The following is a 20,377-nucleotide window of genomic DNA, read 5'->3' on the forward strand; positions in this document are numbered from 1 at the left end:
AGCGGCGCGACCCGGTGAGGTTCGCATCTGGGGCCGCCAACAGGCACAATTCAGATGGTGAATGAGACAAATCCCGGGGTGACCGCGGGCAATGGTGCGGAGAGCAACTTCACACCCTTCGTTGAGCTGGACCGCCAGACCTGGGCCCGGCTCTCAAATGAGATCAGCTCCCCCCTCGATCTTGAGGACATTCTTCGGCTGCGGGGGTTGGGCGACGAGCTCAACCTCGACGAGGTGCGTGAGGTCTACCTTCCCCTTTCGCGGCTCCTATCCCTTTACGTGGCTGCCGCGGGCGAGTTACATGCCGCAACCACGACGTTCCTGGGCGAACAGCGCACCCGCACCCCTTTCGTCATCGGGGTCGCCGGTTCGGTGGCCGTCGGAAAATCGACGACCGCCCGCGTGCTGCGCGAGCTGTTGAGCCGCTGGCCGGACACCCCCAACGTGGAGCTGGTCACCACCGACGGGTTCCTGTACCCGAATGATGAGCTGGAACGCCGCGGCCTGATGCAGCGCAAGGGCTTCCCCGAATCCTACGATCGACGACGCCTGCTGAGGTTTGTCAGCGAGGTCAAGAGCGGCGCCGATGAGGTGCGCGCTCCGTGGTACTCCCACCTGACCTACAACATCGTGCCTGACCGTGAAGTGGTGGTGAGGCGTCCCGACGTCCTCATTGTTGAGGGCCTCAACGTGCTCGCGCCAGCCAGGACCCGCGCCGATGGGCGGTCCGGCCTGGCCCTGAGCGACTTCTTCGACTTCTCCATTTATGTGGACGCCAAAACCTCCTACATTGAGCAGTGGTACGTCCAGCGGTTCCAGTCGCTGCGCTCCGGTGCGTTCGCCAACCCCCAGTCCTATTTCCACCGGTATGCGTCGTTGACCGATGACGAGGCCCGCGAGACAGCGCTCGGCATCTGGAAACGGATCAACGAGCCCAACCTGATGGCCAATGTGCTGCCCACCCGGGGCCGGGCGCAGCTGGTGCTGACCAAGGAAGCCGACCACTCAGTGCGGCGAATGCTGCTCCGGAAGACATGACCGGGATGCGTCGGTGGCCCGCCCAGCCGCTATTGGTGACGGCTGCGATCCTGGCTGCTGCCGTCTCCGGCTGCGGAACACCCGATCCGGACCCCACGGCATCGGACCTCCCAGGCCTTGCCATCGGGGAGATCCCCGCACCCGCCCAACGGTCGCCGTCGTCAGCGGCCACCGCCACTGCCACTGCTGGCCCGGTCCCTGCCAGCTCGGCGACGGACGCCTACGCCGATCCCTCGGCTGCCACCGTCGTCGTCAACAAACGGCGGCCGCTCGACCCGATCGACTACGCCCCATCGGACCTGGTCCTCCCCGAGGTGCCCCTCGCGACGGACCGCGTCAATGCAACGCTGCGCCCTGATGTGGCCGAGGCCGTGGAGGAGATGTTCGCCGCGGCCGCCGACGACGACGTCTGGCTCACCCTGGTCAGCGGCTACCGCTCCTATGCCGTGCAGGCCGCTACCTACGACTACTGGGTGAGCCGCAACGGCAGCCCCGAAGACGCGGATAACTATTCGGCCCGACCGGGCTTCTCGGAGCACCAGACCGGGCTCGCCTTCGATATCGGTCAGGACGACGGCGCCTGCACCCTCCGGTCCTGCTTCAGCGACACGACGGCAGCAGGCTGGGCAGCGGATAACGCCCACGAGTTCGGGTTCATCCTCAGATACCCGGAGGGCCGGCAGGAAACCACCGGGTTCCTCGCAGAATCCTGGCATTACCGTTTCGTCGGGACAGACACTTCTGCGGCCATGAGGGCTGACGGAGTGGAAACCCTGGAGGAGTTCTTCGGGCTGCCCGATGCGCCCGACTACGGCTAAGCCGATATCCTAGACGAATGCTAAACGGATTCAAGACCTTCATCATGAAGGGCAACGTCATCGACCTTGCGGTCGCAGTGGTTCTGGGTACGGCGTTCGGCGCCGTTGTCAAAGCGCTGGTCGATTCGGTGTTCATGCCGCTGGTCTCGGCGCTAGTGGGATCCCCGAACTTCGACGACTTCGCGAAAGTCACGATCAACGGGAACGACATTCTGTTCGGGGTCCTGCTGACCGCGGTCGTCAACTTCCTGCTGGTAGCAGCGGCGATCTACTTCGTCGTTGTGCTTCCAATGAACAAGGTAATTGAACGACGCAACCGGCACCTCGGCATCGTCGAGCAGGAACCCGCCGTGGATCCCCAGATCGAGCTGCTCACCGAGATCAGGGACAGCCTCGCCGCTCGCCGCTAGCCCGCCCCTGAGCAGGGCGGGCCGGGAAACTCTTGACTACGCCGGAGTGAGGGCCAGCCGACGCTGCACCGTCTCGGCGAGACGGTCCGCGGTGCGCTGCGCTGTCTCCATGTCGGCGGCTTCCACCATGACCCGGACCACCGGCTCGGTCCCGGAGGGACGAAGCAGCACCCGGCCGGTCTCCCCCAGCGCGTCCTGCGCCTCGAGCACTGCCTGCTGGACATGCTCGTTGGTGGTCACCGCTGCCTTGTCCACACCCTTGACGTTGATCAGCACCTGAGGGAGCTTGTTCATGATCTGGGACAGTTCCTTGAGCGACCGCCCGGTACGCGCCACCTGAGCGGCGAGCTGGAGGCCGGTCAGGACGCCGTCGCCCGTGGTGGCGTACTGCGCGAAGATCACGTGACCCGACTGTTCGCCGCCCAGGCTGTACCCGCCGTCACGCATGCCCTCGAGCACGTACCTGTCACCCACACCGGTTTCCCTGAGACTGATCCCCGCATCGCGGAGGGCGAGCTTCAGGCCAAGGTTGCTCATCACGGTTGCTACCAGCGTGTTGTCCTTGAGCGTGCCGGCCGCCTTCATTGCTACAGCCATGATCGCCATAATCTGGTCGCCGTCGACGATTGTTCCTTCATGGTCGACGGCGAGGCAGCGATCGGCGTCGCCGTCGTGGGCGATCCCCAGATCAGCACCATGCTCCAGCACCGCAGCCTGCAGGGGACCGAGATGGGTCGAGCCGTAGCCGTCGTTGATGTTGATCCCGTCAGGATCGGCACCGATCACCACAATTTCGGCGCCGGCGTCGGCGAAGACCTGCGGGGAGCAGCCACTGGCAGCGCCATGGGCGCAGTCCAGCACCACCTTCACGCCCTGAAGGCGGTTGGGGAGGGTCTGCAGGAGGTGGACCACGTAGCGATCTTCGGCGTCGGCGAACCGCTGGATCCGCCCGACGTCCCCTCCGGTGGGCCGCAGCGCGGGCCGGGTCAGCTCCAGCTCGATGGCATCTTCAATCTGGTCGTCGAGCTTTTTCCCGCCGCGGGCCAGGAACTTGATGCCGTTATCGGGCGCCGCGTTGTGTGAAGCCGAGATCATGACCCCAAAATCGGCGTCCAGATCGGCGACCAGGAATGCTGCAGCGGGAGTGGGGAGGATTCCGGCGTCGTACACGTCAACCCCAGCACCGGCCAGACCGGCTTCCACCGCCGCAGCAATGAAGTCACCGCTGATGCGGGGGTCCCGCGCGATCACTGCTGTCGGCCGTCTACCCTCGGTCTTGCGGTGGCCCAACACCACTGCAGCCGCCTGAGCCAGCTGCATTGCCAGCTCCGGGGTGATCAGGTCGTTTGCCAGTCCGCGGACGCCGTCGGTCCCAAATAATCTACTCATCGGTGTACATCCTAGTTCAGGGGAATCGATCCCTATCTTAAACGCCTAACGCCCGTCCGGTAACCGGACGGGCGTTAGGACCACTGAAGGCCGGGCATCCGAAGTGGAAGCGCGCCGGTCCACGTGGTTGGCTAGCGCTTGGAGTACTGAGGCGCCTTGCGAGCCTTCTTCAGACCAGCCTTCTTACGCTCGATCACTCGTGCGTCACGGGTCAGGAAGCCAGCCTTCTTGAGGATGGCACGGTTGTTCTCGCGGTCAATCTCGTTCAGGGAACGGGCGACGCCGAGGCGCAGCGCACCGGCCTGGCCGGATGGGCCACCACCGTGGATGCGGGCTACGACGTCGTAGGAGCCAAGGAGGTCAAGGATCTTGAACGGATCGTTGACTTCCTGCTGGTGCAGCTTGTTTGGGAAGTAATCGGCCAGTTCGCGGCCGTTGACAATCCACTTGCCGGTACCCGGTACGAGCCGGACCCGTGCAACTGCTTCCTTGCGACGACCAACGGCTCCGCCGCCAACAGTCAATGCGGGACGTTCCTTGGCTACAGCCTCGGTGGTCTCGCCGGATTCTGAGGTATAGCTCGTGAGCTCCTCAGTTGGTTCATTCAGCTCTTCAGTGTTCTGAGCCACGGTTCTCCTTGAATTAATTTCTTAGTGTGTGGTGGCCAGGACTACTGGGCGACCTGGGTAATTTCGAAGGTCTTCGGCTGCTGGGCAGCGTGTGGGTGCTCAGCACCGCGGTAGACCTTCAGTTTCCCGATCTGCTGAGCAGCCAGGGAAGTCTTGGGAAGCATGCCTCGGATAGCCTTCTCCACAGCGCGGACTGGATTCTGTTCCAGCAGCTCTGCGTAGTTGACCGACGAGAGGCCACCCGGGAACCCGGAGTGGCGGTATGCACGCTTCTGCTCGAGCTTGGCACCGGTGAGGGCTACCTTCTCGGCGTTGATGATGATGACGAAATCGCCCATATCCATATGGGGTGCAAAGGTCGGCTTGTGCTTTCCGCGCAGCAGTGTTGCGGTCTGGCTGGCAAGTCGGCCTAGGACAACGTCGGTGGCGTCAATGACGTGCCACTGGCGGTTGATGTCGCCTGGCTTCGGGGTGTACGTACGCACGGTTTTTGCCTTCGTTTCTTGTTCGGTGACGCCTTCGCAACCGGGACTTGAATCCCCGCGCGAAAGCTCAGCTTATGCATGCGCTACCGGAACTTCAGGTGAGGGCTGAAAGCCAGTGATCCCGGTTATCTCGGCCATATCCGCGGGCCAGGTGACTCTGCAACCGAGTCGCCACGCGGACATGGACGTATCGAGGTGGGATACGCACAACGACTACCAAGACTAGCGCGAAGCTATGCCCCAGGTCAAAGCGAGCCCCGCGCTGGCTTATCTCGACGGCGGGAGGCTGCCCTGGTGAAGGCGTGGATCCGGGGATTTTGCCGAAACCGGAAACTTAAGGTTAGGTTAGCCTTTCCTAATTGTTCCGGCAGGAAGTGCCGCGAACACACATGTCGATTGGAGTTTCCAGGTGAAGAACATCATGGGCCGGACCGTTGCCCTTCCCGCGGCCGTCATTACGACGGCGCTCGTCCTTGCGGGGTGCGGGACAGCAGCCAGCAGCACCGACGCGACCAGCGAAACGTCGGAGTCAGCTGCCACTGAGCTCACGATTGAACATGCCCAGGGCGAGACCGTCCTGGAGGGCGTTCCCGAAACCGTCGTCACCTTCGACATGGCTTCGCTCGACACACTGGACACCCTCGGGGTGCCTGTCGCCGGACTCCCGCAGGAAAACCTGCCGGATTACCTCGAGAAGTACTCCAGTGCTGACTACCAGAATATGGGAACCCTCTTCGAGCCGGACTACGAGGCGGTCAATGCTGCCGAACCGGACCTTATCATCGTCGCCAACCGGTCCTCAGAGGCGTACGCCGAGCTGAGCAAGATTGCCCCGACCATCGACCTGACCCTGGACTGGGAAGACTATCTCGGAAGCTTCACCCAGAACGTGGAGACGCTCGGCGAGGTCTTCGACAAGACGGCCGAGACTGATGCCGCTCTGGAGGAGGTCTCAGCGAAGATCGACGAGGCGCAGTCCGTGGCAGGGGACGCCGGAACCGGCCTGATCGTCATGACGAGCGCCGGCGAGATTACCGCCTATGGGCCGGGGTCCCGGTTCGGCTGGCTGCACGATGAGCTTGGCCTGGAACCAGCAGTGGCCGACGTCGAGGCGGAAACCCACGGGGATCCGGTATCCAACGAATTCCTGCTCGAAACCAACCCGGACTGGCTCTTCGTCATCGACCGTGATGCAGCGGTCGGCGAGTCCGGTAGCGCCAACGCCCAGGAAGTCCTCGACAACGAGGTAGTTGCCAAAAGCACCGCGTGGAGTGAAGACCAGGTGGTGTATCTCGATCCGGTGCCCTGGTACATCGTCATGAGCGGTCTCACCGCGGTGAACGACATGGTCGATTCCGTCATCGACGGGCTGTCGTAATCGGCCCCCAGGCCCTGCGCACCTCCAGCATTGCCCCGGCCGCTCCCACGGTCCGCCGCCGCGGTCCAGCGCCACTACTGCTGCCCCTCGCCGGGGTGGCCGTAGTGGCGCTGGCGATCGGCAGCACCTTCATCGGCGTCAGCAACGTCACCCCGGCGAGCCTGCTACGGGGTGGGGCCGATAGCGAGGCGGCCTTCCTGCTCCTCGCCAGCCGGGTGCCGCGGACCATCGCGCTGGTACTGACCGGCATTTCCATGTCGGTGGTCGGTCTCATCATGCAGATGCTGGTGCGCAATAAGTTCGTCGAGCCCAGTACCACCGGCACTGCTGAATCAGCTGCCCTGGGATTGCTGGTCGCAACAGTCTTCCTTCCAGAGGTTTCCCTGATGGGGAAAATGCTGGTGGCCGCACTCTTCGCCCTTGCCGGAACATCCCTTTTCCTGTTGATCCTGCGGCGCATCCCGGTCCGGTCGATCGTGCTGGTTCCCCTGGTTGGCATCATGCTGGGCGGCATCATCGGTGCGGTGACCACCTTCTATGCCTACCGCCTTGACCTGCTGCAGACCCTCGGCGTGTGGATGACCGGTGATTTCTCGGGAATCCTCAGGGGCCGGTACGAGCTCCTCTGGGTTGCCTTCGCCATGACGGTCATTGCCTACCTCGCAGCCAACCGATTCACCGTCGCGGGGTTGGGACAGCAGTTCACTAACAACGCTGGACTCAATTACGGGCGCCTGCTGATCTTTGGTCTGGTGATCGTGTCGGTCGTCAGCGCCGTCGTCGTCGTGACGGCCGGCGTCATTCCGTTTCTGGGGCTGGTAGTACCCAACGTCGTTAGTCTGATGATGGGAGACAACGTCAGGAACTCGATGCCCTGGGTCGCGGTCCTGGGCGCCGGGTTTGTCCTTGTCTGCGACATGATCGGTCGCCTGGTGCGTTTCCCTTACGAGATACCGCTGGGCGTCGTCGTCGGCGTGGTGGGGGCTGCAATCTTCCTTTACCTGCTTTTGAGGAGCCCTGGCCGTGTCCACTAAATCGGTAGCTTCGCCTCCGCGAGCGCCCGGGAGTTGGCGGCCCAACCGACCCACCGCAGTGCTCGTGGTCCTGAGTCTGCTGGCCCTCGGGTGCATCGTCTGCTTCCTCACCGTGGGAATCGTTGGCAGCTGGGATTTTGCAGTGCCGTTCCGCGCGCGAAAAGTCGCAGCCATGACGCTCGTGGCCATCGCCGTCGGCGTCTCAACTGTCCTCTTCCAGACCGTCACCAACAACCGGATCCTGACCCCGTCCATCATGGGCTTCGATGCGCTCTATGTACTGATCCAGACGTTGATAGTCTTCAGCTTCGGTGCCCTGACCCTCGCAACAATCGATGACCGGCTGAAGTGGGTCGTGGAGGTGGGCGCGATGGTCCTGTTCTCTACCCTCCTCTTTCGCTGGCTGTTCTTCGGGGCACGGCGCAGCCTGCATCTGATGATCCTGGTTGGGATCATCCTCGGGGTGCTCTTCCGAAGCATCTCCGGATTCATCCAGCGGATGCTCGACCCCGCAGCCTTCGCCGTGCTGCAGGACTCGTTTTTCGCAAGCTTCAACGCGGTGAACGAGGAGCTCATTGTCATCTCCGCGGTAGCGGTTCTGATCTGCCTGTTGGTCGGAGTCCGGCTGCTCCCAGTCTTCGACGTCCTGGCGCTGGGCGAGAACCACTCGATAGGTTTGGGCGTCAACCACCGACGGACCGTGATGACCGTATTGGTCCTAATCGCCGTCCTGGTTTCAGTGTCCACCGCACTGGTCGGGCCGATCACCTTCTTTGGGCTGATTGTCGCAAACCTCGCGTATGCGCTTACCGGAACCAACCGGCACCGCGTGGTGCTGCCCGGAACGGTCCTGCTGGGCATCATTGCTCTCGTTGGTGGTCAGCTCATTCTCGAGCAGGTCTTCGGCTTCAATACGGCACTGGGCATCATCATCGAGTTTGCTGGCGGAATTTTGTTCGTCATTCTCCTGATCAGGAAGGGACCCCGATGATCACGTTACGAGGGGTAACAAAAAGCTACGGCTCGCAGGCAGTGGTCGACGGCGTCGATCTGGACCTCGGTCGGATTGGGGTCACGTCAATCATTGGCCCCAACGGCGCCGGCAAGTCGACGCTGCTCTCGATCGTTGGACGTCTGTTGTCGATGGATCATGGCACTGTCGAAATTGATGGGCTGGACATCAGGACGACGTCGGGCAGGGTCCTAGCGAAGAAGATTGCCATGCTGCATCAGGACAACCACCTCACTGCACGCCTGACGGTGGGCGAACTCGTGGCTTTCGGACGCTACCCACACTCCCGGGGGCGACTCACCAACGATGACAAGAAACGGATTGACGAGGCCCTGCGTTACCTCGATCTGACGGCACTTCAGTTTCGCTTCCTCGACGAGCTGTCGGGTGGGCAGCGACAGCGGGCGTTCATCGCGATGGTGCTGGCGCAGGACACCGACTATGTCCTTCTCGATGAGCCGCTGAACAACCTGGATCTTCGGCATGCTGTTGAAATCATGCGCCTGCTGCGCCGGGCCGCCGATGACATGGGTAAGCGGGTGGTTCTGGTCATGCATGACATCAATTTCGCTTCGGTCTATTCGGACGAGATCGTCGCGATGGCCGACGGAAAGATCATCCACCAGGGCCCGGTTGAGACCATCATGCGGCCCGAGGTCCTTTCCGCCATCTACGAAACTCCGATCGATGTGCAGAGCATCGATGGGAAACTGATCAGTTTGCATTACACCTGATCTGAGCCACCGACCCCCGAGATCAGCGGGATGCGGCCAAGTTCCCGCAGGGTTAGGACCGGAATCACAGCCTCTGCGCAGGGTTTACGCAGGATAAGAAAAGCACCCGTATTCAAGGAGTTGCTAATGCTACTTTCTATCCAGCGTCGGTTCTCATCCGGCGTACCGTTTACCTCATTCCCAGGAGCATTACATGGTCTCTCTCTTTGCCACCCTGCACGTCCTTGGCATCAAAGCCACCGAACGCCTTCGCCGCGAACAGGCCGGCGCCACCGCCGTTGAGTACGCGCTGATGGTCGGGCTCATCGCAGTCGTCATTATCGCGGCCGTTGGATTTCTTGGAGACGAACTAGTCGTCCTATTTGAGGAAGTCACCGAAGGACTTCAAGGCGCCTAGGGCTCAGTATCCTTCACACAGTGGCGTGGGGTTTTTCGCCCTCGCCACTGTGTTTTAGCTACTGCATCAGTGGATAAGAATTCAGGGAAGGGCGTCCAATGGGCCGGAACAAAGAGCGTGGTGCAGTCGCTGTCGAATTCGCCCTCATCCTACCCATCCTCCTTTTGCTCATCCTAGGCACCATCGAGTTTGGCAGAGTACTCAATGCACAGCTCCAGGTAACCTCCGCCGCTAGAGAGGCGGTCCGCGTGATGGCCATCGAGAAGAAGGAAGACGTGGCAGTGTCCACAGCGATATCATCTGCGCCCGGACTGAATCCACCTTTGTCGCCCTTGCAGGTAAAGGTGGACCCGACGTGTACTGACTCCACCGAAACCAGGGTCACCATCACCTACTCGGTTGACCTGCTTGCCGGCCTCTTTGTCGATGCGATCCCACTTACTGGAAGAAGTGTCATGCGATGCGGCGGTTAAAGGATGAGGCAACGGGAGCCATCGCCGTCACCACAGCGCTGCTGATGGTTTTGGTACTGGGCATGACTGCGTTAGTTGTAGATGTAGGAATGGTGTACTTCGAGCGCGCCCAGCTCCAAAACGGCGCCGATGCGGCAGCCCTCGCCGTGGCTCAGGATTGCGCGGCTGGCGACTGTGGGCTAACCAAGGCGACCGCCACCGCCAATACCTTTGCCGGGAACAACGCCAACGACGGTAAGTCGATTGCAACGGTCGATACCCCCCCTGGCGAATACAGCGTCACTGTCCAGACCAGTACACTCACTGAGGACGGTGAAGCCGCGATTCAGCACTGGTTTGCTCCAATCCTCGGCATTGACTCTACAGCGGTCAGTGCATCAGCAGAAGCATCCTGGGGAAGCCCCATCGTGGATGTGGCACCATTTCCGATGACCTTCTCAAAATGTGAAATTCAGATGACCGGCGACCTGGAGATGATTCACTACCAAAAGAAAGATTCGGGCACCCCGGGCTGCCCCGGCGGGCCACCCGGAGGGTTCGGCAAGCTCGAACAAGACTCAGGAATGTGTGGCGCAACCGTCAACGACGACGGATCGGTCGATAGCGACAACGGAAACAGCGTGCCAAACAATTGCGACGATCTTCTCGCTTCCTGGGCCACCGACATCAAAAGCGGATCCTTCCCGATCGGGTTGTTCCCGATCCATGACTCAGTCAACGACAAGGGCAAATCGTACGGTCTTGCCGGCTTCGCGGCTTTCGAAGTGTACGGCTGGAAATGGAAACAAGGTGGCAGCGACAAAGCTTTTGAGGAGTTTCGTTCCGCGCACTACTCAGGGATGAACTGTGGCAAGGACATCTGCCTTATTGGCAAGTTTGTTAATAAGGTGCTCTTGAACGACGACTACGCTATCGGCCCCCCAAATGGCTTCGGCGTTACCGTCGTGAAACTAACAGGTTAGAGGCGAATACAGAGTGAAGAGCCGCATTATCGGGGCGACTACCGCTGTTTTGCTCGCCGTGCTTGGGGCTGTCCTCCTCCTGCAGTACGTAGGCTCAGCCGAGCAACGCGCATTGGCTGGCGCCGAGACCCAAACAGTCTTAGTGGTCCGTGACGGTCTCTCGGTTCCGGAAGGGACCGTAGCTGAAAGTCTCGCCGACTTCGTCTCTGCGGAGGCGGTGCCCACAAAGGTGGTACCAGCCGACTCAATAGCCAGCCTCACCGAGGTGGCTGGACAGGTGACTAGTGTGGAGCTGGTTGCCGGAGAGCAGGTGCTGAGTACGCGATTCGTAGACCCAGCAGTAGACGATCCGGACAGCCCTATCGAAGTACCCGAAGGTATGCAGGAGGTCACTATTCTGCTGGAACCACAGCGTGTCATGGGCGGCCAGCTGCAGGCCGGAGACACGGTTGGGGTCTTTGTCTCGTTGGCTGACGCAGCCGGGCAGACACCCCCCACCACGCATCTGACGCTTAATAAGGTCCTGGTGACCAGCGTTCAGGGCCTCGCTGCGCCTAGCGAGGATTTAGGCGCGCAAGAGTCCAATCCTGTTCCGCCCGGAAGCGTTCTCGTCACCCTTGCCCGAACCGCGCCCGACGCTGAGAAGATCGTGTTTGGTCAAGAGTTCGGAACTATTTGGCTATCGAAGGAACCCAGCACCGCAACGGAGGACGGTGCGCGTCCGATCACCAGCAACGAGATGTTCGAATGAGCCGCTACGCTATTGTCACCACCGCGCCGGACTTCCACCGGCGGTTGGCGGAAGCCGCGTCAGGCGCCCTCGAAGGGGAGATTCACTCGTGGGCCGGCACAGGGATCCCTGCAACCTCTCAGGACCTTGTAGACCAGCTCCCCGATCCCCGCCTCCTGGACGTGCTCATTTTGGGACCAGGAGTCCCGCTCGACGGTGCGCTAGTGCTGGCTGACCAATTTGAAGTACAGCATCCAGAAGTCAGCGTGCTCTTGGCTACTACGCCGACCCCCGCCGTAGTGCTCAGCGCCATGCGGGCCGGAATACGGGACGTGGTCGAGCCTGAAGCTGACGTCGCCGAGTTGAGCGTCCTCCTACACCGGGCCACGCGAAGCGCGGCCATTCGACGGCGAGCGGCCAGCATGTCCTCTAGCGAAACCGGTGGTTCCGCAAACGGGCGGGTCATTGCAGTGGTGTCCCCCAAGGGTGGGGCCGGTAAGACCACTGTCGCAAGCAACCTCGCGGTTGGGTTAGCTGCCACAGCTCCCCATGCCACTGTGCTGGTAGATCTTGATTTACAATTCGGGGACGTGGCGAGTGCCCTGTCGATCTCGCCCGACCATTCAGTGACCGACGCTGTCCATGGACCGGCCAGACGCGACACCATGGTCTTGAAGTCTTTTCTCAGTGCCCACCCGACCGGGCTTTTCGCCCTCTGCGCGCCGGATCTTCCTGACTCGGCAGAGGACGTTACCGGTGAGGATGTGGCACACCTCCTTGATCAACTGGCGAGCCAGTACCGCTATGTCATCGTTGATACCTCGCCCGGTCTTTCAGACCACACGCTGGCTACTCTCGACAAAGCGACCGACTACGTCTTCGTCACCGGAATGGACGTTCCGAGCGTGCGAGGGCTGCGGAAAGAGCTTGACGTGCTGAGGGAACTGGGACTAACCCCGATTCACCGACACATAGTGCTCAACAGCGCAGACCTGCGCGAGGGGTTGACGCTGGCCGATGTGGAGACGACCTTGGGAACAAAGGTAGATATCGTCGTCCCCTCGTCACGGCCTGTACGGATTTCGACCAACCAAGGTCTGCCACTCCTGCAAGGGAAGAAGAGAGATCCTGCGTCGAAGGCCCTTCGGAGGCTGCTTCTCCGCTTTGCTCCGCCCTTGCCGACAAGTACCAAAGGTCGGGGCCGTCATCGAGGAGGGAAATCGTGAATCTCGCACAGCGGCTGGAAGCCGCACGCCGCCCCGGGGGTGCGGAGGCCGTTACCGCGCCAGAGCAGAGTCGGGCGACACCCGCAAAACCGCAGCCGGGTGCACCTCAAGGCAAGAAGCCACCTAGTCAGCCACCGAGGCAGAACATGCCCGCTTCTGCGGCCCCCGCACCCGCAAGGGACGCCCTAGCCAAGCTGAAGGACCGGGCCGGAACCATCCTGTTCGAGCGTTTAGGTAACCGGCTACTCGACTCGGCCCTGACCGAGGAACAGCTTCACGCCCTGGTGCAGGAAGAACTCACCCAAGTGGTCGAGGAGGAGGAAGTACCCCTTTCAAAGGAGGAGCGGCAACGGCTCATCCGTGGGGTCAGCGATGATGTGCTGGGCTATGGCCCTTTGCAACATTTACTCGACGATGAAGACGTCACCGAAATCATGGTCAACGGCCCGAACATGATCTATGTCGAACACAATGGAAAGCTGACCCGCAGTGGCGTCCGGTTTGCTTCCGAAGAGCATCTACGAAAGGTAATCGAACGTATTGTCTCCCGCGTGGGGCGACGGATCGACGAGTCCTCTCCGCTGGTAGACGCACGCCTTGCTGATGGCTCCCGCGTTAACGCCGTCATCCCCCCGCTGGCTGTCAACGGATCATCACTGACCATCCGTAAGTTCGCTACGGACCCGTTTCAGGTTCACGACCTGATCGGCTTCGGCACCCTATCGCCGGACATGGCTGAACTCCTCGACGCGTGCGTCAAGGCACGACTGAACATTATTGTCTCGGGCGGTACTGGAACAGGAAAAACTACCCTGCTGAACGTTTTGTCTTCCTTCATTCCCGAAGGGGAAAGGATCGTGACAATCGAGGACGCGGTCGAACTGCAACTGCAACAGGATCACGTGGTCCGGTTGGAGAGCAGACCCACCAACATCGAGGGCAAGGGCGAGGTTACCATCCGCGACCTAGTCCGCAATTCACTGCGTATGCGCCCGGACCGAATTGTGGTCGGTGAGGTACGCGGTGGTGAGACCCTCGACATGCTGCAGGCCATGAATACCGGGCACGACGGATCGCTATCCACCGTGCACTCCAACTCCCCCCGCGACGCCATCGCGCGCCTTGAGACCCTGGTCCTGATGGCAGGCATGGACCTTCCACTACGCGCGGTAAGGGAACAGATCGCTGCTGCCGTGGATGTAATTGTTCAGCTGACACGCTTGCGCGACGGCACCCGCCGAGTCACCCATGTGACCGAGGTCCAGGGCATGGAGGGAGAAATTGTGACCCTGCAGGACGCTTTCGTGTTTGACTACAGTGCGGGCGTTGATTCGAACGGTCGTTTCCGAGGAACGCCCGTCGCGACCGGGGTGAGACCCAAATTCACCGACCGGTTTCGGGATCTCGGCATCGAACTCTCTCCGAGCGTTTTCGGTTCCCCGCTCAATGGCAGGAATGACCGGTGACCCCCGAGCCACCAATTACCCAGCTTCTTCTCGGGATAGTGGCGTGTTTCGCGGCTATCGCCTCAGCAATATTCCTTGTCATCATCCCCCGCAAACCACGAAATACCCTCAATCGCACCAAGGCTACTGCCACCCCTTCATCGGTTCAGCTGACGCAACTGGCTTCGCTGACGACCGGTGTAGTCGATAGCCTCCTCAAGAGCCGCAACCTCATGGCAGGGATCGCGGGAAAGCTCGAAGACGCGGGACTGAAGATGCGCCCTGCCGATTTCGTGGTGCTCACAGGGGTGGGTGCTGTACTAGCCGCGTGCGTCGGGTTGGTCCTGTCTGGTCCCTTCATCGCGATTATGTTCGCCGTCGCCGTGCCAGTTCTAGTCAAGGTTGGCCTCGGCCTGCTCACGGCACGCCGTCGGAAACAGTTCGCTGATCAATTGGATGACACACTCCAACTGCTCGCTGGCGGGCTTAGAGCCGGGCACAGTCTGCTGCGTGCCATTGATGCTGTTTCAGCCGATTCCGAGGCACCTACCACGGAGGAATTCACCCGAATCATCAACGAGACCAGACTCGGCCGGGATCTTGGAGAAGCTCTGGATGATGCGGCCATGCGGATGCAGTCCGAGGACTTTTCCTGGGTAGCGCAGGCGATTGCGATTCACCGCGAGGTAGGTGGAAATCTGGCCACCGTTCTAGATCAAGTGGGTCAAACCATTCGCGAGCGCAACCAGATACGCCGTCAAGTCCAGGCACTCAGTGCTGAGGGCAAGTTGTCAGCCGTCATCCTTATGGGCTTGCCTCTTGTCCTTGGTGGCACCCTGATGGTGCTGAGCCCCGGCTATATGGACCCAATGTTCAGTCATCCGATTGGATTTGTTCTAATGGGCGTTTCTCTCATTCTGTTGGCCGTAGGTGCACTTTGGTTGAAGAAAGTCGTTTCATTCAAGTTTTGACGATTGGCCTATGAAAATCACAAGCGAGGAAGGAGTATCCCAATGGCACCTTTGGTAGTCCTTGCAATCAGCGCGATACTCGTCGCGATTCCGCTATTTCTCTGGTCAATCGTCGGCCATCGGACACCGGGTAGGAAGGCCATGCAGGCCAACCTCACGCGAGGCATCGCCGGCGAATCAAAAACGACGAAAAAAACTGACGGTCGTTTTGAGGTCATCGCCAGCCGGTTCACGCCTGATGTCCTCGTCGCGAAGCTTGATCGGCAGCTAGCACTCGCCGGGCGGCCCCAGCCCTGGCCTTTGAAGCGCCTCGTTACCGCCAAGATAACCCTCGCCGTCATCGTGGGGATCTTGAGCATTCTGTATGCCGGGGGTGCACCTAGCGGCAGAACTATCCTGCTTGCCGTTGCTGCGACTGCTGTCGCCTACTTCGTGCCCGACTTGCTGGTCTACAGCAAGGGAACCGAACGCCAGACGGCCCTTGCACTAGAGCTCCCGGACACCCTCGACCAAATGACCATCGCTGTCGAGGCGGGGCTCGGGTTTGACTCCGCGATGGCCCGTGCTGGCCAGAATGGGAAGGGCCCGCTCGCGGCAGAACTGGTGCGCACCCTGCAGGATATGCAGCTGGGGATGGGACGTCGAGAGGCCTATGCCGCACTGCTCGCACGCACCAATTCACCTGACCTGCGTAAGTTCGTCAACGCGATTGTGCAGGCCGACCGTTACGGCATATCTATCTCGGCCGTGCTGAGGGTGCAGGCAAGCGAGATGCGATTGAAACGACGCCAACGCGCAGAGGAAAAGGCGATGCAGATCCCAGTAAAAGTGCTATTCCCTTTGATGGTCTGCATTCTGCCGGTGTTGTTTATTGTCCTGCTAGGACCCGCAGGGATCAACGTTTTCCTCACCGTAACCCAGTAGCCGACCGCGTCTGGTGCGCGGCGAACCAGGCGGGCACCTGATCCGCTGGCAGAGCTGGCGACCACAGGTACCCCTGCGCAATGGGCACCTGCATCCGGGACAGCTCGTCCAGTTGCTCAGCGGTCTCCACCCCTTCAGCCACTACCCGTAGACCCAGAGCCTGCCCCATCGCGGCAATGGCTTCCACAATCGGGCCGGCGTGCACGTCGCTACCACCCAGACCGTCGATGAATGACCGGTCAATTTTCAATGATGTGACGGGAAAGCGTCTGAGATAACTCAATGAGGAGTAGCCGGTGCCAAAGTCATCAACGGCAATGCCAATCCCGAGGCTGCGGAGTTTGGTCAGCGTTTTTAGTGACTGGTCGGCGTCGCCCATCAGGACAGATTCGGTGATTTCCAGGATCACTGCCGACGGTTCAATCCCCGCCGCCCGAATGGCGGTGCCCACTGCTGAGTGAAGGCCTGCGTCCTGCAGTTGCCGCGCCGAAAGATTCACCGCCATCCGCCATTTTTCCGCACCGGGCAGGTTCGCCTTCCACCACTTCACCTGCTGGAGAGCCTGGTTGAGCACCCATAACCCGATCGGAACAATCTGACCGGTTTCTTCAGCGACCGGAATGAACGAGTCAGGCCCAATCAGCCCGTGTTCCGGGTGTTGCCATCTCACCAGGGCTTCAAATCCAACTGGTTTACCGTTCGCCACATCGATCACCGGTTGGTAATGAACCTGCAATTGATCGCGTTCGATTGCACGCGGCAGCTCGGTCTCGACGGCCAGCCGCAACGCCGCTCGCCGGTGCATTGCCTCGTCAAAGACGATTGCCTTGTTCCTCCCGCTCACCTTGGCCCGATACATTGCGGCATCGGAATTGTGCAGCAAGGATTCCGGGGTGTCATTGGCAGAGGAGATTGCGATGCCGATACTGACATCCACGAACACTTCCCGGTCCAGAAGCTCAAACGGTATTTGCACTGCTGCGCGGATCCGGCGGGCCAGTTTCGTCGCGCTGTCCTCGGTCATATCCGCGCAGACAATGACGAACTCGTCACCAGCGAAACGGGCCAGTGTGTCCTCAGGTCGAACAGTGCCCAGCAACCGGGACGACAGCTGGACCAAAAGGCTATCCCCCGCAGCGTGGCCCAGTCCGTCGTTGATGACCTTGAAGCGGTCTACGTCGAGGAAGAGCACTCCAACCTGTGAGCCTCTCAGCGCGCACTCGGCCAGAGCCTCCTGAATGCTCTCCGTGAGCAGCGCCCGGTTCGCCAGGCCGGTCAGCGGGTCCCTGAACGCCAGCCGTTCTAGCGCCTGTTCCCCCAGCTTCCGCTCGGTGATATCCAGCGCCGTCCCCAACATCTTGACCGGCTCGCCGTCGTCGTCCCGCTCAAGAACTGCCCGGGCGTAAACCCATCGCACGTTCCCGCCCTGGCCTCCCACACGGTAGGTGAAATCGACTGACGTCCCATGGTCCATCAAGTCCTTCCACAGGAGGGCAATACGGTCGCGGTCCTCCGGGTGCACCGCACTCAACAGTGGCCCGCGCGAGCCCTCCGCCGTAACCGGCAGTCCATGGATCCTGCAATATTCGTCAGACCGCCAGACCCGGTCGGCATGGGCATCCCACTCCACGGACCCAACGTGGGCCATTTCCTGGGCAGCTGCCAGCCGGTCCCGCTCCAGTTCAGAAGCGGCGCGCAGCCTGTTGATCTCAGACACATCACGGGCGACCGCAGAAGAACCGACCAATTGTCCCTGCTCGTCATACATCGGGGATAGCGTGAGCGAAATGTCTAACAGCGATCCATCTTTCCGCATACCCCGAACCAGCTGGCCGATCACGGGCTCCCCCCGCCGAAGCTTGTCGCGTAGCTCCTCATCCGGACCGGTACGTTCCTCCGGCGAGAGCATCAGCACGCTACGGCCAATCACTTCCTCCGGCGAATAACCGTAGATCCGCTCAGCTCCTGCATTCCAACTAGTGATAATCCCCTCGAGGGTTGCACCGTTGATCGCATCGTTCGAGAATTCGACCAGACTCGACAGCCGGCCCATTTCAGCCTGGGCGCGATTCGATTCGGTCGTGTCCGTGGAGACATCAATCACCGCGATTACCTGCCCGGCTTTGTCATAGAGCGGGGTGATTGTCGAGTAGACGGACAGGCGGCGACCGCTTCTGTGCTTGGTCCAGTGCTCACCAGACCACGGCTTTCCCGACGATACCTGGGCAATGATCGCCGCGGCCTTGGGCCCGTTGTCGAACAGGGCGAGATCCGCGAAGTGCCGGCCAACCGCATCCCCCGCGCTCCACCCCAGCATCTGCGCCGAGGCATCGTTCCAATAGGTAATCCGCCCTTGTAAATCAATTGCGACTACTGATTGCCCGACGGCGTCGAGCAGCGACGCTTGGAAGGAGCTTTCCAGCTGGGCCACTCGCTGCGGCGTGATGTCGATGTGGGTGACAACCAGACCGCCGCTGTCACTCCTGCAGATGCGCGTGCGAATCCAGCGTTCACCGCCCTGAGACGGATACTCAAGTGCAAGGTTTTGATGGACCCCGCTCAAGACAGCGTGGAGACCAGCTGAAACTTCGACGGCGGCGCTGTCACCTTCCGCTGCCGCCGCGACACACTCCGTCAGGTAGGACACCCCGGCGACCGGTGCTGCGATACCGGCGAAGGGCTGAGGAAAACGCTCCCATTCCCGATTCACCGCCGAGATCACGCCATCCACATCCAGTAGCGCTACCGCCACCGGCAGCGCGTCAAGGGTTTCACGCAACCCCGCCCGCGGCCGCTGCGCGGGATTGCCGTCGGCCGGGACCGAGGGTCGGTACGTGGTCATCATCACAGCCTATGCCAACCACCGGTCGGGCCTACCATAAACGGACTTGGCAAAGGAATAACGCAGCTTTTGCGCAGTGTAACCCAAACTATTGACCGAAATAAAGGCGATCGAAGTACTCTCAATAAATGATCCCTGCAAATTGCGCCGTGCCTAAAGCGGTGAGGACGGTTTACACGGTGGCGGAATGTACCGCACCAATCGCTCAGTGCTGCCCCTGATATTTTCGCCACAGGGCCGCGTCCCCCTCATCGATCAAAACACCTTACTGGCCCTTGCAGATCAGCTCGAAAACCCGTCGGCCGTCAAGGCATTCATCCTCGACTTCATCCATGTTTGGGATGAGAGGTTTATCCGGCTAGCGGACACCGTTTCCCGTCGTGACCACGCCGCCGCTATGGAAGCGGTGCTGAGCGTCAGAACCAGCGCAATGATGGTCGGGGCAGCGCGGCTCGCCAGCCTGGCTTCCGCCCTTGAGGAATCAGTCCGGCTCAACGACCTGATCGAAGCCGCCGACATCCTTCCGCTCGTGGAAGCGTGCGGCATCCAAACGATCCGCGAACTGGCTCTTTGCTCTGAGGCTGTTCCCGGGTAAGACGAATGCTGGCCGCTGGATCAGGTTCGCTTGGGCGCCAACCTGTAGCCAACCCCGCGGACGGTCAACAACCACCTGGGTTCGCGCGTATCCTCGCCCAGCTTGCGGCGGAGGTTGCCCATATGGACCTCTACCGCCCGCTCGTCGGCATCACTGATATAGGCGTCGTCCCGGTAGTGGTGACCCCTGACAACCCGGACCAGATTCGCTTTGGTACGGACTGATCCACCGCTTCGCAGGAGATCGTGCAGCAAGTCGAACTCACTGCGTGTGAGGCTGAGTTTGTTCCCTGCCAACGTCGCAGTCCGGGTTTCGTGGTTGAGCGCCAGCCCATTGTGCAGCAGCACCCCCGATTCCCCTTCGTCGAGAGTCGGAGCACTGCCCTCCCCTGTTGCATCGGGGTTCCGTGGCCTACGGAGCATTGCGGCTACCCGCGCCCGGAGTTCCCGTGGGCGGAAAGGCTTGGTGATGAAATCATCCGCACCTGATTGCAGTGCAGTCAGGGTATCCAGTTCGTCGGTTCGAGCCGTAAGCATCAGAACGTAGCAATTACTCGACTGCCGGATCCTGCGGAGCACCTCGTACCCGTCGATATCCGGAAGGCCCACATCGAGGGTCACAATGGTCGCGTTATGTTTGCCGACCAGCTCGACCCCTTCGCGGCCGGAGCCCGCCGAATGAACTTCAAATCCAGATTGGGTGAGGACAGCATCGACCAGGTTTCGCACATCGGCATCGTCTTCGATGACCACTGCAACTCCGGGATCGCTCATATCATTCCCTATTGTCGGCTCGTCTGGCCGCTAGGCCATTGGGCTGTAAAGGATACGTTCCCCCGCATTTCACATTACTTCCGCTCGGTCCCCCAGCATACTCTTTGCTGCG

Annotated in this window: 21 protein-coding genes; 16 read left to right on the forward strand and 5 right to left on the reverse strand. The window is 61.0% G+C overall.

Going from position 1 to position 20,377, the window contains the following annotated elements:
• Positions 1-54 precede the first annotated feature (54 nt).
• Genes coaA through mscL form a run of 3 tightly spaced genes read left to right on the forward strand, consistent with a single transcriptional unit; the run spans position 55 to position 2,266 of the window.
• Positions 55-1,038, forward strand: coding sequence for a type I pantothenate kinase (gene coaA, locus ACX80Z_RS02295; RefSeq protein ID WP_019481543.1), 984 nt, complete (start codon positions 55-57; stop codon positions 1,036-1,038).
• Entirely contained in the window at positions 1,035-1,856 is an 822-nt protein-coding gene (locus ACX80Z_RS02300; protein ID WP_459314796.1) for a M15 family metallopeptidase, read from the forward strand. Before coaA ends, ACX80Z_RS02300 begins: the two co-directional genes overlap by 4 nt.
• Before the next feature lie 17 nt (positions 1,857-1,873).
• Positions 1,874-2,266: a large conductance mechanosensitive channel protein MscL gene (gene mscL, locus ACX80Z_RS02305; protein ID WP_459314797.1), complete on the forward strand. Its 393-nt coding sequence runs from the start codon at positions 1,874-1,876 to the stop codon at positions 2,264-2,266.
• A 36-nt stretch (positions 2,267-2,302) separates the two neighbouring features.
• Here mscL and glmM read toward each other — a convergent pair whose 3' ends face one another.
• From glmM to rplM, 3 genes are all read right to left on the reverse strand, one after another.
• Entirely contained in the window at positions 2,303-3,655 is a 1,353-nt protein-coding gene (glmM, locus tag ACX80Z_RS02310; RefSeq protein ID WP_459314798.1) for a phosphoglucosamine mutase, read from the reverse strand.
• A gap of 131 nt (positions 3,656-3,786) precedes the next feature.
• Positions 3,787-4,284, reverse strand: coding sequence for a 30S ribosomal protein S9 (gene rpsI, locus ACX80Z_RS02315; RefSeq protein WP_019481539.1), 498 nt, complete (start codon positions 4,282-4,284; stop codon positions 3,787-3,789).
• Positions 4,285-4,325: 41 nt separating this feature from the next.
• Positions 4,326-4,769 (reverse strand): 50S ribosomal protein L13, encoded by a 444-nt coding sequence (gene rplM / locus ACX80Z_RS02320; RefSeq protein ID WP_019481538.1) that lies wholly within the window; start codon positions 4,767-4,769, stop codon positions 4,326-4,328.
• A 409-nt stretch (positions 4,770-5,178) separates the two neighbouring features.
• Between rplM and ACX80Z_RS02325 the strand changes: the two genes are divergently transcribed.
• The 12 genes from ACX80Z_RS02325 to ACX80Z_RS02380 all read left to right on the forward strand — a co-directional run bounded on the left by ACX80Z_RS02325 (position 5,179) and on the right by ACX80Z_RS02380 (position 16,055).
• Complete coding sequence (locus ACX80Z_RS02325; protein ID WP_019481537.1) at positions 5,179-6,147, forward strand: siderophore ABC transporter substrate-binding protein; 969 nt, start codon at positions 5,179-5,181, stop codon at positions 6,145-6,147.
• A 95-nt stretch (positions 6,148-6,242) separates the two neighbouring features.
• Positions 6,243-7,181: an ABC transporter permease gene (locus ACX80Z_RS02330; protein ID WP_459314799.1), complete on the forward strand. Its 939-nt coding sequence runs from the start codon at positions 6,243-6,245 to the stop codon at positions 7,179-7,181.
• Positions 7,171-8,172, forward strand: coding sequence for an iron chelate uptake ABC transporter family permease subunit (locus ACX80Z_RS02335; RefSeq protein WP_459314800.1), 1,002 nt, complete (start codon positions 7,171-7,173; stop codon positions 8,170-8,172). Before ACX80Z_RS02330 ends, ACX80Z_RS02335 begins: the two co-directional genes overlap by 11 nt.
• Positions 8,169-8,927 (forward strand): iron ABC transporter ATP-binding protein, encoded by a 759-nt coding sequence (locus ACX80Z_RS02340; RefSeq protein WP_459314801.1) that lies wholly within the window; start codon positions 8,169-8,171, stop codon positions 8,925-8,927. The genes ACX80Z_RS02335 and ACX80Z_RS02340 overlap by 4 nt, the downstream gene beginning before the upstream one ends.
• Positions 8,928-9,120: 193 nt before the next feature.
• Positions 9,121-9,324: a Flp family type IVb pilin gene (locus ACX80Z_RS02345; protein WP_459314802.1), complete on the forward strand. Its 204-nt coding sequence runs from the start codon at positions 9,121-9,123 to the stop codon at positions 9,322-9,324.
• 98 nt (positions 9,325-9,422) lie between these two features.
• Positions 9,423-9,797 carry a TadE/TadG family type IV pilus assembly protein gene (locus ACX80Z_RS02350; RefSeq protein ID WP_459314803.1) on the forward strand — a complete coding sequence of 125 codons (375 nt, stop codon included), beginning with the start codon at positions 9,423-9,425 and terminating at the stop codon, positions 9,795-9,797.
• A complete protein-coding gene (locus tag ACX80Z_RS02355; protein ID WP_459314805.1) occupies positions 9,785-10,759 on the forward strand; it encodes a pilus assembly protein TadG-related protein in 975 nt (324 codons plus the stop codon). The genes ACX80Z_RS02350 and ACX80Z_RS02355 overlap by 13 nt, the downstream gene beginning before the upstream one ends.
• Before the next feature lie 13 nt (positions 10,760-10,772).
• Positions 10,773-11,510 carry a Flp pilus assembly protein CpaB gene (gene cpaB, locus ACX80Z_RS02360; RefSeq protein WP_459314806.1) on the forward strand — a complete coding sequence of 246 codons (738 nt, stop codon included), beginning with the start codon at positions 10,773-10,775 and terminating at the stop codon, positions 11,508-11,510.
• Positions 11,507-12,715 (forward strand): AAA family ATPase, encoded by a 1,209-nt coding sequence (locus ACX80Z_RS02365; RefSeq protein WP_459314807.1) that lies wholly within the window; start codon positions 11,507-11,509, stop codon positions 12,713-12,715. The genes cpaB and ACX80Z_RS02365 overlap by 4 nt, the downstream gene beginning before the upstream one ends.
• Positions 12,716-12,861: 146 nt before the next feature.
• Positions 12,862-14,181, forward strand: coding sequence for a CpaF family protein (locus ACX80Z_RS02370; protein ID WP_459314808.1), 1,320 nt, complete (start codon positions 12,862-12,864; stop codon positions 14,179-14,181).
• The gene (locus tag ACX80Z_RS02375; protein WP_459314809.1) at positions 14,178-15,131 is read left to right on the forward strand and encodes a type II secretion system F family protein; all 954 of its coding nucleotides are present in this window, start codon (positions 14,178-14,180) and stop codon (positions 15,129-15,131) included. The genes ACX80Z_RS02370 and ACX80Z_RS02375 overlap by 4 nt, the downstream gene beginning before the upstream one ends.
• Positions 15,132-15,173: 42 nt before the next feature.
• Positions 15,174-16,055: a type II secretion system F family protein gene (locus ACX80Z_RS02380; protein WP_459314810.1), complete on the forward strand. Its 882-nt coding sequence runs from the start codon at positions 15,174-15,176 to the stop codon at positions 16,053-16,055.
• Here ACX80Z_RS02380 and ACX80Z_RS02385 read toward each other — a convergent pair.
• Positions 16,039-18,897 (reverse strand): sensor domain-containing protein, encoded by a 2,859-nt coding sequence (locus ACX80Z_RS02385; protein ID WP_459314811.1) that lies wholly within the window; start codon positions 18,895-18,897, stop codon positions 16,039-16,041. The genes ACX80Z_RS02380 and ACX80Z_RS02385 overlap by 17 nt on opposite strands.
• Before the next feature lie 187 nt (positions 18,898-19,084).
• On the opposite strand from ACX80Z_RS02385, the gene ACX80Z_RS02390 reads away from it, so the two are divergent.
• The gene (locus tag ACX80Z_RS02390) at positions 19,085-19,492 is read left to right on the forward strand and encodes an Hpt domain-containing protein (RefSeq protein ID WP_459314813.1); all 408 of its coding nucleotides are present in this window, start codon (positions 19,085-19,087) and stop codon (positions 19,490-19,492) included.
• Positions 19,493-19,512: 20 nt separating this feature from the next.
• On the opposite strand, the gene ACX80Z_RS02395 is transcribed toward ACX80Z_RS02390, so the two are convergent.
• Entirely contained in the window at positions 19,513-20,265 is a 753-nt protein-coding gene (locus tag ACX80Z_RS02395) for a response regulator transcription factor (RefSeq protein ID WP_459314815.1), read from the reverse strand.
• Positions 20,266-20,377 lie beyond the last annotated feature (112 nt).

The organism is Arthrobacter sp. TMT4-20, assembly GCF_054510775.1.

Bases quoted from the DNA above. Each gene is read 5' to 3' on its own strand.
- ACX80Z_RS02370 (WP_459314808.1), top strand. From the start codon at position 12,862: ATGCCCGCTTCTGCGGCCCCCGCACCCGCAAGGGACGCCCTAGCCAAG.
- ACX80Z_RS02300 (WP_459314796.1), top strand. From the start codon at position 1,035: ATGACCGGGATGCGTCGGTGGCCCGCCCAGCCGCTATTGGTGACGGCT.
- ACX80Z_RS02385 (WP_459314811.1), bottom strand. From the start codon at position 18,897: ATGACCACGTACCGACCCTCGGTCCCGGCCGACGGCAATCCCGCGCAG.
- ACX80Z_RS02345 (WP_459314802.1), top strand. From the start codon at position 9,121: ATGGTCTCTCTCTTTGCCACCCTGCACGTCCTTGGCATCAAAGCCACC.
- ACX80Z_RS02340 (WP_459314801.1), top strand. From the start codon at position 8,169: ATGATCACGTTACGAGGGGTAACAAAAAGCTACGGCTCGCAGGCAGTG.
- ACX80Z_RS02350 (WP_459314803.1), top strand. From the start codon at position 9,423: ATGGGCCGGAACAAAGAGCGTGGTGCAGTCGCTGTCGAATTCGCCCTC.
- ACX80Z_RS02380 (WP_459314810.1), top strand. From the start codon at position 15,174: ATGGCACCTTTGGTAGTCCTTGCAATCAGCGCGATACTCGTCGCGATT.
- mscL (WP_459314797.1), top strand. From the start codon at position 1,874: ATGCTAAACGGATTCAAGACCTTCATCATGAAGGGCAACGTCATCGAC.
- ACX80Z_RS02355 (WP_459314805.1), top strand. From the start codon at position 9,785: ATGCGGCGGTTAAAGGATGAGGCAACGGGAGCCATCGCCGTCACCACA.
- ACX80Z_RS02390 (WP_459314813.1), top strand. From the start codon at position 19,085: ATGTACCGCACCAATCGCTCAGTGCTGCCCCTGATATTTTCGCCACAG.
- ACX80Z_RS02365 (WP_459314807.1), top strand. From the start codon at position 11,507: ATGAGCCGCTACGCTATTGTCACCACCGCGCCGGACTTCCACCGGCGG.
- ACX80Z_RS02395 (WP_459314815.1), bottom strand. From the start codon at position 20,265: ATGAGCGATCCCGGAGTTGCAGTGGTCATCGAAGACGATGCCGATGTG.
- glmM (WP_459314798.1), bottom strand. From the start codon at position 3,655: ATGAGTAGATTATTTGGGACCGACGGCGTCCGCGGACTGGCAAACGAC.
- coaA (WP_019481543.1), top strand. From the start codon at position 55: ATGGTGAATGAGACAAATCCCGGGGTGACCGCGGGCAATGGTGCGGAG.